The sequence below is a fragment of the Nonomuraea sp. NPDC048916 genome, assembly GCF_040649575.1.
Taxonomy (GTDB): domain Bacteria; phylum Actinomycetota; class Actinomycetes; order Streptosporangiales; family Streptosporangiaceae; genus Nonomuraea.
In genome coordinates, this window is the sequence record NZ_JBEZFS010000023.1 from 136,202 (window position 1) to 148,293 (window position 12,092).

Annotated in this window: 14 protein-coding genes; 9 read left to right on the plus strand and 5 right to left on the minus strand. The window is 70.6% G+C overall.

Annotated elements, in window-relative coordinates; genetic code table 11:
- Positions 1-80 precede the first annotated feature (80 nt).
- From AB0C16_RS24870 to AB0C16_RS24900, 7 genes are all read left to right on the plus strand, one after another.
- Positions 81-974, plus strand: a complete 894-nt coding sequence (locus AB0C16_RS24870) for a TIGR01777 family oxidoreductase (protein WP_357686298.1) — start codon at positions 81-83, stop codon at positions 972-974.
- Positions 975-1,057: 83 nt separating this feature from the next.
- Complete coding sequence (locus AB0C16_RS24875; protein ID WP_357686299.1) at positions 1,058-1,789, plus strand: peptidase E; 732 nt, start codon at positions 1,058-1,060, stop codon at positions 1,787-1,789.
- 38 nt (positions 1,790-1,827) lie between these two features.
- A complete protein-coding gene (lipB, locus tag AB0C16_RS24880) occupies positions 1,828-2,520 on the plus strand; it encodes a lipoyl(octanoyl) transferase LipB (RefSeq protein WP_357686300.1) in 693 nt (230 codons plus the stop codon).
- 54 nt (positions 2,521-2,574) lie between these two features.
- Positions 2,575-3,558 (plus strand): hypothetical protein, encoded by a 984-nt coding sequence (locus AB0C16_RS24885; protein WP_357686301.1) that lies wholly within the window; start codon positions 2,575-2,577, stop codon positions 3,556-3,558.
- 74 nt (positions 3,559-3,632) lie between these two features.
- The gene (gene lipA / locus AB0C16_RS24890; protein ID WP_357686302.1) at positions 3,633-4,562 is read left to right on the plus strand and encodes a lipoyl synthase; all 930 of its coding nucleotides are present in this window, start codon (positions 3,633-3,635) and stop codon (positions 4,560-4,562) included.
- A 161-nt stretch (positions 4,563-4,723) separates the two neighbouring features.
- The gene (locus tag AB0C16_RS24895; protein ID WP_357686303.1) at positions 4,724-5,404 is read left to right on the plus strand and encodes a DUF4191 domain-containing protein; all 681 of its coding nucleotides are present in this window, start codon (positions 4,724-4,726) and stop codon (positions 5,402-5,404) included.
- Entirely contained in the window at positions 5,404-6,168 is a 765-nt protein-coding gene (locus AB0C16_RS24900) for a class I SAM-dependent methyltransferase (RefSeq protein ID WP_357686304.1), read from the plus strand. Before AB0C16_RS24895 ends, AB0C16_RS24900 begins: the two co-directional genes overlap by 1 nt.
- On the opposite strand, the gene AB0C16_RS24905 is transcribed toward AB0C16_RS24900, so the two are convergent.
- The 3 genes from AB0C16_RS24905 to AB0C16_RS24915 all read right to left on the minus strand — a co-directional run bounded on the left by AB0C16_RS24905 (position 6,149) and on the right by AB0C16_RS24915 (position 8,228).
- Positions 6,149-7,087 carry a hypothetical protein gene (locus AB0C16_RS24905; protein ID WP_357686305.1) on the minus strand — a complete coding sequence of 313 codons (939 nt, stop codon included), beginning with the start codon at positions 7,085-7,087 and terminating at the stop codon, positions 6,149-6,151. The two genes, AB0C16_RS24900 and AB0C16_RS24905, sit on opposite strands and share 20 nt — an antisense overlap.
- On the minus strand, positions 7,084-7,695 hold the full coding sequence (locus AB0C16_RS24910; RefSeq protein ID WP_357686306.1) for a TetR family transcriptional regulator: 612 nt from the start codon (positions 7,693-7,695) through the stop codon (positions 7,084-7,086). Before AB0C16_RS24910 ends, AB0C16_RS24905 begins: the two co-directional genes overlap by 4 nt.
- A gap of 71 nt (positions 7,696-7,766) precedes the next feature.
- The gene (locus AB0C16_RS24915) at positions 7,767-8,228 is read right to left on the minus strand and encodes an RDD family protein (RefSeq protein WP_357686307.1); all 462 of its coding nucleotides are present in this window, start codon (positions 8,226-8,228) and stop codon (positions 7,767-7,769) included.
- A gap of 77 nt (positions 8,229-8,305) precedes the next feature.
- Between AB0C16_RS24915 and AB0C16_RS24920 the strand changes: the two genes are divergently transcribed.
- Positions 8,306-9,310: a hypothetical protein gene (locus AB0C16_RS24920; protein WP_357686308.1), complete on the plus strand. Its 1,005-nt coding sequence runs from the start codon at positions 8,306-8,308 to the stop codon at positions 9,308-9,310.
- 96 nt (positions 9,311-9,406) lie between these two features.
- A complete protein-coding gene (gene glnA, locus AB0C16_RS24925) occupies positions 9,407-10,831 on the plus strand; it encodes a type I glutamate--ammonia ligase (protein ID WP_357686309.1) in 1,425 nt (474 codons plus the stop codon).
- A gap of 31 nt (positions 10,832-10,862) precedes the next feature.
- On the opposite strand, the gene AB0C16_RS24930 is transcribed toward glnA, so the two are convergent.
- Together AB0C16_RS24930 and AB0C16_RS24935 are read right to left on the minus strand one after the other, a co-directional pair.
- On the minus strand, positions 10,863-11,333 hold the full coding sequence (locus AB0C16_RS24930) for an SDR family NAD(P)-dependent oxidoreductase (RefSeq protein WP_357686310.1): 471 nt from the start codon (positions 11,331-11,333) through the stop codon (positions 10,863-10,865).
- 198 nt (positions 11,334-11,531) lie between these two features.
- Positions 11,532-12,077 carry a GNAT family N-acetyltransferase gene (locus tag AB0C16_RS24935; RefSeq protein WP_357686311.1) on the minus strand — a complete coding sequence of 182 codons (546 nt, stop codon included), beginning with the start codon at positions 12,075-12,077 and terminating at the stop codon, positions 11,532-11,534.
- Between the last annotated feature and the right edge of the window lie 15 nt (positions 12,078-12,092).

The window sequence follows — 12,092 nt, forward strand, 5'->3', positions numbered from 1 at the left end:
GTGGCCGGGGTCTCCAGGGATACGGCCTCTGACCCCGGACCGGAATGGATATTTCGGGGCGGGAGGGAGATATAGCGGAGATGGCTGTTGTTGTGAGCGGGGCGTCGGGGTTGTTGGGGAGCGCGCTGGTCGAGGCGCTGCGAGGGCAGGGCGAGCGGGTCGTCGCCTTGGTGCGGCGGGAGCCGCAGGGGGACGACGAGGTGTTCTGGCAGCCCGCCGAGGGTGTGCTCGATCCGGCCGCGATCGAGGGCGCCGAGGCGGTGGTGCATCTGGCCGGGGCGCCGATCGCCGACCGGCGCTGGAGCCCGGCCTACAAGCGGGAGCTGGTGCGCAGCCGGGTCGAGAGCACGCGGACGCTGGTCAACGCCCTGCGGGAGCTGTCACAGCCGCCCGAGGTGCTGGTGTCGGCGTCCGGGGTCGACTTCTACGGCGACACCGGCGACCAGGTGGTCGATGAGAACACCGGCAAGGGTGAGGGGTTCCTGGCCGAGCTGTGCGATCGGTGGGAGGGCGAGGCGCGAGAGGCCGGGTCGTTCGGCGTGCGGACCGCCCAGCTGCGCACCGGGCTGGTGCTGAGCGGGCGGGGCGGGGCGCTCGGGCGGATGTTGCCGATCTTCAGGATGGGGCTGGGCGCGCCGCTGGGGACGGGGAAGCAGTACTGGTCGTGGATCGCGGAGGACGACTGGGTGGGAGCCACCCTGCACATCCTGAAAAATCGGGATCTGTCGGGGCCGGTCAATCTCACCTCCCCCACCCCCGTCACCAACGCCGAGTTCACCAGGTCACTCGGAAAGGCCCTGCGCAAGGGCACGGTGCCGATGCCCGTCCCGGCCTTCGCGCTGAGCCTGGGGATCGGCGAGTTCGCCAAGGAGGGCCTGCTGCCGGGGCACAAGATCTTTCCCCGGAAACTACAGGACACGGGGTACGGCTTCGCCCATACCTCTCTCGACGAGGCACTGCGCGCCGTACTCTAGTGTGCCGTTCGTCCTCCGACAGCCGCCCGCCGGGAAGGTCATCCCCACCCGCGAGGACGGGGTCTTCACCCTTAAGGAGATTCATGTCAGGGCAGTCGCACATCCTCGCCATCGGCGGCGGATCGTTCCGCCCCAGCCAGCGCTACGGATTCGTCCAGGCCAGCCCGCTGCTGCGGTACGCCCTCGACCTGACCGGCCAGGACCGCCCCAAGCTGGGCCTGCTCGCGACCGCGGTCGGCGACGACAGCGCCTGGCTGCTGAAGATGTACGGCGCGTTCGCCGGATGGGACGTCGAGCTGAGCCACCTGACCGTCTTCCCGATGCCCAACGTCGACGACCCGCGGGCGTGGATGCTGGAGCAGGACATGATCTACGTCAGCGGCGGCAGCGTGGCCAACCTGATGGCGCTCTGGCGGCTGCACGGGCTCGACGAGGCCTTCGAGGAGGCGTGGCGGTCGGGGGTGGTGCTGTCCGGTCAGAGCGCGGGCGCGCTGTGCTGGCACGTGGGCGGCAACACCGACTCGTTCGGCCCAGAGCTGCGCGTGTGGGCCGACGGGCTGGCGTTCCTGCCCTACTCGTGCGGGGTGCACTACAACTCCGAGCCACAGCGCCGCCCGCTGCTGCACCAGTCGGTGGCCTCGGGCGAGCTGCCCGGCGGCTACGCGGCCGACGAGGGCGTGGGGCTGCACTACGTGGGCACCGACTTCATCCAGGCGGTCACGACCGACCCCGACGGGTGCGCCTACCGGATCGAGCACGACGGGGCCGGAGGGGTGAAGGAGTTCCGGATCGAGCCTCGGCTGCTGACCTCCTGAATTACCCTTCAGGTGTGACGGAACGGCACAATGGTCCCATGCGCCCCAAGCACGGGGTCGATCCCCTCGCACTAGCCATCGTCCGCCTCGGTGTCGACGTCCCCTACGAGCAGGCCTGGGCGCTCCAGCGCCGGGTGCACGCCAAGCGGCTCGCCGGCGAGCTGACCGACACGGTCCTCATGCTGGAGCACGCCCCGGTCTACACCGCGGGCAAGCGCGCCGCGCCCCACGAGCGGCCCGCCGACGGCACGCCGGTGATCGACGTCGACCGGGGCGGCCGCGTCACCTGGCACGGTCCCGGCCAGCTGGTCGCCTACCCGGTCATCGCGATCACCGACGTGATCACCTACATCTGCCGGCTCGAAGAGGCGATGATCCAGATCTGCGCCGACTTCGGTGTCACGGCGCGGCGGGTGACGGGGCGGGCCGGCGTGTGGGCGGCGGGCGACCCCAGCCTGGGCCTGCCCGATCGGCAGCTCGGCGCGGTCGGCATCAGGGTCACCCGGGGTGTCACCATGCACGGCTTCGCCCTCAACTGCGCCAACGACCCCCGGTGGTTCAACCGGATCGTCCCGTGCGGCATCCCCGACGTGGGCGTCTCCTCCCTGTCCGCCGAGACCGGCAGGCGGATCGTGGTCGAGGAGGTCCTGCCGATCGCCGAGAAACGCCTGGCGGAGACGCTCGGCATGGAAGCGTTCGACATGCACGAAGAGGACCTGATGCGGCGGTGACCGCCGGTCGCCGGGGGCTGTGAGAGAGCGCGTTCCACGCCTACGATCGAGCGTGTGAAACGCCCCCTCGCTCTGGCCCTCGCCGTCGTGGTGCACCTGCTGACGCTCGCCTGCATCGCCCTGGGCGCGTGGACGATCGTGGTCAACGCCGAGCTGGTCGTCGGATGGCTGATCGGCGCCCTGCTCATCGCGCTCGGCTGGCTGCTGCGGCCCCGGCTCGCCGGCCGGCTGCCCGCCGACGCCGAGGTGCTCGACCGTCCCACCGCCGGAGAGCTGTACGCCACCGCCGAACGGGTGGCCGACCGGATCGGCGTGCGGCGGCCCGGCAAGGTGGCGGTCCGCGACCTGGAGCCGGCCACGCGCCACCTGCGCGGCGGCCTGTTCAGGAAGCCCGTGCTGGTCGTCGGTCTGCCCCTGTGGCTGGCCCTGTCGCCGCGGCAGCGGGTGGTGTCGCTGGCCGTGGCCTACGCCGAGACCCCCACCGTGGAGGAGCTCCTCGTGGACGGCGCGCTGTCGACGCTGGGCGAGTGGCGGCATGCGCTCATCGGGGCGGCGCCGCTGCGCGCGCGGGAGGAGGCGCAGACCAAGGTCGCCGCCTCGTCCCTGGGCGCGATGGACTATCCGGGCACCGGTTACGAGGTGGCGGGCCTGTTCGGGCGCCTCATCGGGCGGGTGCTCGGCGGGCCGGTGCTGCTGGCCGAGCACGTGCTGACCCGGCTGGCGCGGGCCGGCGCGGACCGCGTACGGCACAGGCGGGAGACGCTCGCGCGGCGGGTCGCCTCGGCGCGGGAGCTGGCGGAGCTCGACAGGTTACTGGCCACCGGGCGCTACCTCGCGCCGATGCAGGCGGCGGCGCTGCGCGGCGAGAGCGTCCCGGCCATCAGGGCGGGCGCCCTGGAACGCGCCCGGCTCTCCGACGGCGTGCTGACCACGATGCCCGGCACGGAGCTGCTCGGCTCGGCCGAGTCCGACCGGATCGACGGCGAGCTGCTCGGCCACTACACCAGGGCGATCCGCGGGTTCGGCCTGATCAGCTGACCGTTCGCCGGGCGGGCACGGGTGGTTCGCCACCCGCGACTGAGCCGGTGTGGCTTGCGACGTAAGCTGTGGTGGTGACCGTTGCTCCTGAAGGCCGAAAGCTCCTCCGTCTGGAGGTGCGCAACGCCGAGACCCCTATCGAGCGCAAGCCCCCGTGGATCAAGACCAAGCTGAAGACGGGCCCCGAATACACCGAGCTCAAATCGCTCGTGCGCCGGGAGGGCCTGCACACGGTCTGTGAAGAGGCGGGCTGTCCCAATATCTACGAGTGCTGGGAGGATCGCGAGGCGACCTTCCTCATCGGCGGCGACCAGTGCACGCGCCGCTGCGACTTCTGCCAGATCGACACGGGCAAACCCAAGGAGTACGACCGCGACGAGCCCCGCCGCGTGGCCGAGTCGGTCCAGCAGATGGGCCTGCGCTACGCGACGGTGACCGGGGTAGCGCGTGACGACCTGCCCGACGGCGGCGCCTGGCTCTATGCGGAGACCGCCCGGCAGATCCACGCGCTGCTGCCCGGTTGCGGCGTCGAGCTGCTGGTGCCCGACTTCAACGGCGTCCGTGACCAGTTGGAGGAGGTCTTCTCGGCCAAGCCCGAGGTGTTCGCCCACAACGTGGAGACGGTGCCGCGCATCTTCAAGCGGATCCGTCCCGCGTTCCGCTACGACCGCTCCCTCGGGGTGATCACGATGGCCCGCGAGGCCGGGCTGGTCACCAAGTCCAACCTGATCCTGGGCATGGGCGAGACCCGCGAGGAGATCGTCGCGGCCATGCGCGACCTGCACGCCGCGGGCACCGACCTGCTCACGATCACCCAATACCTGCGGCCCACGCCCCGGCACCACCCGGTGGAGCGCTGGGTCAAGCCGGAGGAGTTCGTGGAGCTCCAGGCCGAGGCCGAGGCCATCGGCTTCGCCGGTGTGCTGTCGGGTCCGCTGGTCCGCTCGTCCTACCGCGCGGGCCGGCTCTACCAGCAGGCGATCGCGGCCCGCCAGACCACCTGAGCGTCGCCCTTTCCCGCAGACCGTTCCCCGCTCGCGGGGGGCGGTCTGTCGCGTGTGGGGCACCAGGACGCGCGGCGCACGGCCTTACGAGCTGACGGCGGGCGTCGTACGGACAGGTCACGTTTTCCTTTCATGACCGGTTGGTTTGTATCCTTCAAGGCATGGCGAAGTCCGTGGACCCAGAAAAGCCGGGGCGCATCAAGCAGCTCCGCATGATCGCGCAGGTCATCAAGCAGGCCAACCCCAAGGGGTTGCCGATCGTTTTCCTCTCGGCGGTCGGCACGCTCGCTGTGGTGATCGTGATCGGCCTGGTCACGGACTACCTGTGGTATTCGGTGTTCCTCGGCATCCTGGCGGCCATCACCGTGGGCCTGGTGGTCTTCGGGCAGCTGGCGCAGAAGGCCCAATACTCGATCCTGCACGGCCAGACCGGCGCGGCCGCCGCGGTGCTGCAGGGCATGCGCGGCAACTGGCAGGTGACGCCGGCGATCGCGGTCAACCGTGACCAGGACCTGATCCACCTGGTGATCGGCTACCCGGGTGTGGTGCTGGTGTCCGAGGGGCCGGGCAACCGGGTCGGCCGGATGCTCGCGTCGGAGAAGAAGCGGGTCGCACGAGTGGTGCTGGGCGTCGAGATCTACGACATCCAGTGCGGCGACGGCGAGGGGCAGGTGCCGCTGGCCAAGCTGCAGCGCCACATCATGAAGCTGCCGCGCAACCTGAAGAAGCCCGCGGTCAACGAGGTGAAGGACCGCCTGCGGTCGCTGCCGAAGAACATGCCGATGCCCAAGGGCCCGATGCCCAAGGGCGCCCGCATGCCGCGCGGCCCCAAGATGCGCTAGTGGCGTCGGTCTCCTCGCGGGCCAACCGCGGCTGGTGGGACGGCAACGCCGACGACTACCAGGGCGAGCACGGCGACTTCCTGCGTGACAGCGGTTTCGTCTGGTGTCCCGAGGGGGTCGACGAGGCCGACGCGGGCCTGCTGGGCGAGGTGCGCGGGCGGCGGGTGCTGGAGGTCGGCTGCGGCGCGGCGCAGTGCGCCCGGTGGCTGGTGACGCGGGGCGCCCGGGTGGCCGCGTTCGACCTGTCGCACCGGCAGTTGCGTCACTCGCAGCGGATCGATCTCGACACCGGCGTGCGCGTCCCGGTGGTGCAGGCCGACGCCGAGGCCCTGCCGTTCGCCGACGCCTGTTTCGACCTGGCCTGCTCGGCGTTCGGGGCGCTGCCGTTCGTGGCCGATCCGCTGTCCGTGCTGCGCGAGGTGCGCCGGGTGCTCAGGCCCGGCGGCAGGTTCGTGTTCTCGGTCAGCCATCCGATCCGCTGGGCGTTCCCCGACGATCCGGGTCCGCGCGGGCTGACCTCCGACCGGTCCTACTTCGACCGCTCCCCCTACGTCGAGCGCGACGACGACGGCACTCCGACCTATGTCGAGCACCATCGCACGATGGGCGACTGGATCAGCCTGGTCGTCGCCTCCGGGCTGAGCGTCACCGGCCTGCTGGAGCCCGAGTGGCCCGAGGGCCACGAGCGGGTGTGGGGCGGCTGGAGCCCGCTGCGCGGCCGTCACCTGCCGGGCACCGCGATCTTCAGCTGCGCCCGTATCTAGCCGCCATGGCGTGAAAGACCTCGCGGGGCTCCCAGCGGGTCTCGTCGAGCATCCGCACCACGCCGTAGGAGCCGAGGTCGGCGGCGCCGAGGCGGGTGTAGCCGGCGAAGGTGAACCACAGGGCGGTGTCGACGCCCTCCTCCTCGAAGACGTCGAGCAGCTCGGTGAGGTAGCGGACCTGCTCCCCCTCGTCGGGCACCGCGCCGTCGGGCACCACCCAGGCGCTGCCGCCCCGGTCGGAGGCGCCGAGGTAGGGGCAGGTGCCGAACTCGGTCACCACGACGGGCTTGCCGTGCCTGAAGTGGCCGCGCAGCTCCTCGCGGAAGCCGTCGGCGTTGTAGGCGGCGCGGTAGGCGTCGACGCCCACCAGGTCGAACGGACTCCAGTCGATGAACTCCCACGGGCCCGCCGCGTAGCTCAACCTGCCGCCGAACAGTGGCCGCACGGTCTCGGCCGCCTCGGCCAGGAAGTCGTTGAATCGGGGGATGATGTCGGCCAGCGACTGCCACCAGGCCATGTCGGCCGTGATCATCGCGCCGAGCCGGTCAGCGTAGCCGTCGCCGGGGATGAAGCCGTGGCCGAAGGCGGTGGTCTCGCAGCCGGTGACCAGCACCACCTCGGCGCCGCCGCGCCGCAGCGACTCCGCCCGGGCGGCGCAGTCGGCGTAGAGGGCGAGCATGCCGGGCGGGGTGACGTCCACCGGGAAAGGCGCGAACCAGACCTCGAGGCCGGCCTGGGCGGCCAGCTCGGCAGCGGTGCTCAGCCGCTCGGGGTCGGCTCCGGAGACGCGGACGACCTGGCAGTGTAAGTCGCCGGCGATGACCCGCATCTCGTGCCGCACGGTCTCGGCGTCGAACGCGTGGCGTGACCGGCCCGGTTCGGGCAGGAATCCGGTGTCATAGTTGATCCCCTTCTTCACGATTTATCTCCATAACTTGCGGCGAATCCGTGTTCGAGCAGGTCGAAGGCGACATCGACCTCGCCCGCCAGCCGCCACCCGGCCTCCGCGAGCGGCGCGCCGCAGGCGAGCCGGTGGAAGAACTGCTCCTGCAGTGTGGTGATCACGGCGGTGATCTGCGCCGCCAAGAGGTGGGCGGTCAGGTCGCCCGGCTCGCGCTCCAGCGCGGCGGCCAGCTCGTAGCGCTGCCCAGCGTGCGCCTGGTGGACCCCGGCGAGCAGCGCCGGACTGCCGGAGATCACCCGGACCCGCGCCAGCAGGCTGTCGGCGTCGATCTCGCCCGCCCCCTCGGCGAACGCCCGGTAGTGCGCGCGGAGCGCGCCGAGCGGCGACAGGCCCGGGGCGCGCTCGGTCACGATCCGCGCCATGTCCTCCTTGACCTCGTCGAGGACCAGGCACTCCTTGGTCGCGAAGTAGGCGAACAGCGTCACCTTCGCCACCCCGGCCGCCTCGGCGACCTCGTTGACGGTCACCTCGTCATAGCCCCGCTCGGCGAACAGGCGCAGCGCGGTCTCCGCGATCCGCCGCCGCGTCTGCTCCTTCTTTCGCTCCCTCAGTCCCGCCATCATGCGGCGAGCATAAAGCGTACCGGGTTCAATTTCAAACCCAGTACGCTTTTTTACTCACGTTCATGGAGCGATCACATGCGGACGACCATGGTGTTGGAGGCGCGGTCGTGCAGGCCACGGTGGTCACGGTCGAAGATCAGCGCGGGCACGGCCAGGGCGAGCAGCAGGGTGCGGGCCAGCACGGGCACCAGCCGCGGATCGCCGCCGTCCATCGCGGCCACCCTGATGCCGGCCAGGCGGTGCCCGAACGTCTGCCCCATGAACGCCACCAGCACGAGATACTGCAGCGCGAACACGACGGCCGGCACCCAGGGCGACTCGGCCGGGTTGAGGCCCAGCAGGAGCTGGGTGACGACCCAGGTGCAGATCATCCAGTCGATGACCAGCGCGACGATCCGGCGCCCCCATCCGGCGATCGCGCCGCTGCCCTCCCGGGGCAGGCCCAGGCGCTCGCCCGGGTAGCCGAGGTCGACTCCGGCCGCCCGGAGGCCCCCCAGCCAGGTCTGTGTCCACCGGGGTTCGTTGCTGCTCATGCTCTCCACGGTATCCGGCCGCCGCACCGGTCCGGATTGTGACCCATTCGCGTCACGGGCTGGTCATCATGTTCGTCATGCCACACGGGGATGACCTTGACGCGCGCTTCAACGCGCTCGTCTCGCAGATCGGCGACGACGAACGGCGCAGGATGCGGGCCTCGGCCACCAAGGGGGCACGACCGCTCCGGGCCCCCAGGCCCGCGAGAGGCCCGCGTTCGCGGCGGGCCGTGCGCGGCCTGCTCGCCGTCGCCGCGACGATCGCGGTGGTCTCGGCCGCCGGCCTCGTCGTGGCCTTCCGTCCCGACGTGCTGACGGCCATCCAGCAGGCGGCGGGTCCGGTGTCCGAGGAGACGCTGCCGGTGATCTCCGCCCCTTGGGCGGCGGGGCCGTTTGACGGGTCACCCGCCGAGACGTACGCGGACGGAATCGCCGGTTTCGTCATGCCCCCGGCGAAGGCGCTCGGCGGCCTGCCGGAGCAGGACGTGGCCAAGGCGCTGAAGCGGACGCGCGAACTGCTGGCGGCCGCCTACCTCGACCGCGCGACGCTCATGGGCGGCGAGCCGGCGGCCTTCGTGAAGCTGCTCGACCCCACGCAGCGCGCCCTCTTCCGCGAGAACCTTGACCGCAGGACGAAGGACGGCTTCGACAGCCGCGGCTGGGTGGCCGGCTTCGCCCCCAGGACCGCCGAGCTGTCCACCGACGTCATCAAGGTCAGGGGCACGACCACACTGGCCAGGCTGGAGGAGGATGGCCGCACCGGCGTCAAGGTGCAGACCAACTACCTGGTCGTCTACGCCGTCAACCGTCCCGGCCGGCCCGCCACGACGATCCGGGTCGTCGTCCACTCCAAAGGCGAGCTGTTCGCCTATCGCGAGGGCGGGAGGCTGGTCCTGTGGGTGCGCGACCTGGGCCACAGCAGCACCCCCGCGCGCTGCGACGTGAAGGACGCCTTCATCCACCCCGTCTACCGCGACTCCGGCTACGACTCGACGGCTCCCAGCGGGCCGCCGTCCGACCCGTACGACCTGGACGACGAGCCGGAGAGCAAGAGTGGGTGCTCCGCCTCGAAGGGCACATGAGCCTGCTTAACACATGCGAAACAAACGGGACACCGTTCGGAAACGGCCCCGACTTAGCGTCGGCCTGATAGCCGGTCCCCATTGGGAGGTTCGAGAGTGTTCAACTCCGCCGACGACGTCCTGAAGTTCATCAGGGACGAAGGGGTGCAGTTCGTCGATGTCAGGTTCACCGACCTGCCGGGGACGACGCATCACTTCACCTTCCCAGTCGAGAACTTCGACGCCAACGTCTTCACCGACGGCCTCATGTTCGACGGCTCGTCGATCCGCGGTTTCCAGGCGATCCACGAGTCGGACATGCTGCTGCTGCCCGACCCGTCGAGCGCCGTGCTCGACCCGTTCCGCGACCACAAGACGCTCAACATCAACTTCTTCGTGCACGACCCGCTGACGGGTGAGGCCTACAGTCGCGACCCGCGTAACGTGGCGCGCAAGGCCGAGGAATACCTCAAGGGCACCGGCATCGCCGACACGGTCTACTTCGGCCCCGAGGCCGAGTTCTACATCTTCGACGACGTCCGCTTCGAGACGAGGCAGAACGCCGGCTACTACTACATCGACTCCATCGAGGGCGCCTGGAACACCGGCAAGGCCACCGAAGGCGGCAACCTCGGCTACAAGCCCCGCTACAAGGGCGGCTACTTCCCGGTGCCGCCGATGGACCACTTCACCGACCTGCGCTCCGAGATGGTCCGCAACCTCATCGAGAGCGGCATCGAGGTCGAGATGCAGCACCACGAGGTGGGCACCGCCGGCCAGGCCGAGATCGACTTCAAGTTCGGCACGCTGCTCAAGACGGCCGACAACCTGATGCTCTACAAGTACATCATCAAGAGCACCGCCATGGAGTACGGCCACACGGTCACCTTCATGCCCAAGCCGATCTTCGGTGACAACGGCTCCGGCATGCACTGCCACCAGTCGCTGTGGAAGGACGGGGCGCCCCTCTTCTACGACGAGGTGGGCTACGCCGGGCTGTCCGACACCGCGCGCTACTACATCGGCGGCCTGCTCAAGCACGCGGCGTCGCTGCTGGCGTTCACCAACCCGACGGTCAACTCCTACCACCGGCTGGTCCCGGGCTACGAGGCGCCGGTCAACCTGGTCTACAGCCAGCGCAACCGCTCGGCCTGCGTCCGCATCCCGATCACGGGCTCCAACCCGAAGGCCAAGCGCATCGAGTTCCGGGTGCCCGACCCGTCGTGCAACCCCTACTTCGCGTTCGCGGCCATGCTGATGGCGGGTCTCGACGGCATCCGCAACAAGATCGAGCCGCCGGAGCCGGTCGACAAGGACCTCTACGAGCTGCCGCCCGAGGAGGCCCGCCAGGTCCCGCAGGTCCCGGGCTCGCTCACCGAGGTCCTCGACGCCCTGGAGGCCGACCACGACTACCTGCTCGAGGGCGGCGTGTTCACGCCCGACCTGATCGAGACGTGGATCTCCTACAAGCGCGTGAACGAGGTCGACCCGATCCGCCTGCGCCCGCACCCGCACGAGTTCGAGCTCTACTACGACGTGTGATCGAGGCACCTGTCCGGGCCTGGGCGCGTGGTCACTCGCCTGCCGTGAAAGACCGTCGTGGGGCCGCCGGCCGTCCCGTTGAGGGGAACGACCGGCCGCCGCCGCGCGCCAGCATCGGCGGGATGGCGGCCCGGACGAAACGCACGACCGAGAACAGGTTGAACTCGAACATGACCCTCCAGTCCTCGTCGGCCGGGGCCAGGAAGGAGAAGCGCGGCAGAGCCACCCCGGGCGGGCGGCCGCCGGCATTGTTGACCAGGATGTCGAGCCCCCCGAACTCCTCCACGGCCCGCGCCACGACCTGGCCGGGCGCTTCGGGGTCCATCAGATCGACCGGCACGTGGAGCAGGTCACCGCCCAGTTCCTCCAACTCCGGGCTGGTCTTCCGGGAGACGGCCACGACGCGGGCCCCCTCGCCGATCAGGGTGCGGGTCACGGCCAGGCCGATGCCCCTGGAGGCGCCGGTGACGATCGCGACGCGACCGGAAAGCTGCAGATCCATACGTGTTCCTTCGCCGTAGGGCCCTCCGGGGTGACCGGAGGGGATTCCAACGCGGAACACGCTAGGCGCGGGCCCCCGACGCGGGCTGGCGGCGTTCGGACCGGCCATTCCGGCGGACTTCGGACCCGCAATCCCCCGGCGCCGGCCGGGGCGGCCGGGCGGCGGCCCGAGTCGGCGAGGGCGGCCCGCCGGGCCGCGTCAGATCTCGGCGCGCGTCACCTGGCCGGGTTTGACGCGGTAGAGGACGTGGCGGCGCAGAGGGCTGTCGGGGCGGACGTTCGGGTGGTCGAAGTCGTCGGCCGGGTCGCGGGTCATGCCGAGCCGTTCCATGACGGCGCGGGAGCGCACATTGCCCACGGCGGTCATGGAGACGATCTCGTCGAGACCGGCGTCGAACCCGTGACGCACCGCCCGGCGAGCCGCCTCGATGGCGTAGCCGTGGCCCCAGGCGTGCCTGGCCAGCCGCCAGCCGACCTCCACCGAGGGGTTGAAGTGGGCCTCGAACGTCTGCAGGACCAGGCCGGTGAACCCGACGAACTCCCCCGTGGCCCGCACCTCCAGCGCCCACAGGCCGTAGCCCAGCTCGTCGAAGCGCTGCTCGATGCGGTCGACGAGGGCGTCGCTCTGCGCCCGGGTCATCGTCGCGGGAAAGTGCTCCATCACCTCGGGGTCGGCGTTCATGGCCGCGAACGGGGCCCGGTCGTCGTCGCGCCATCTGCGCATGATGAGCCGCTCTGTCTCCATCTGATCGAGGATAGA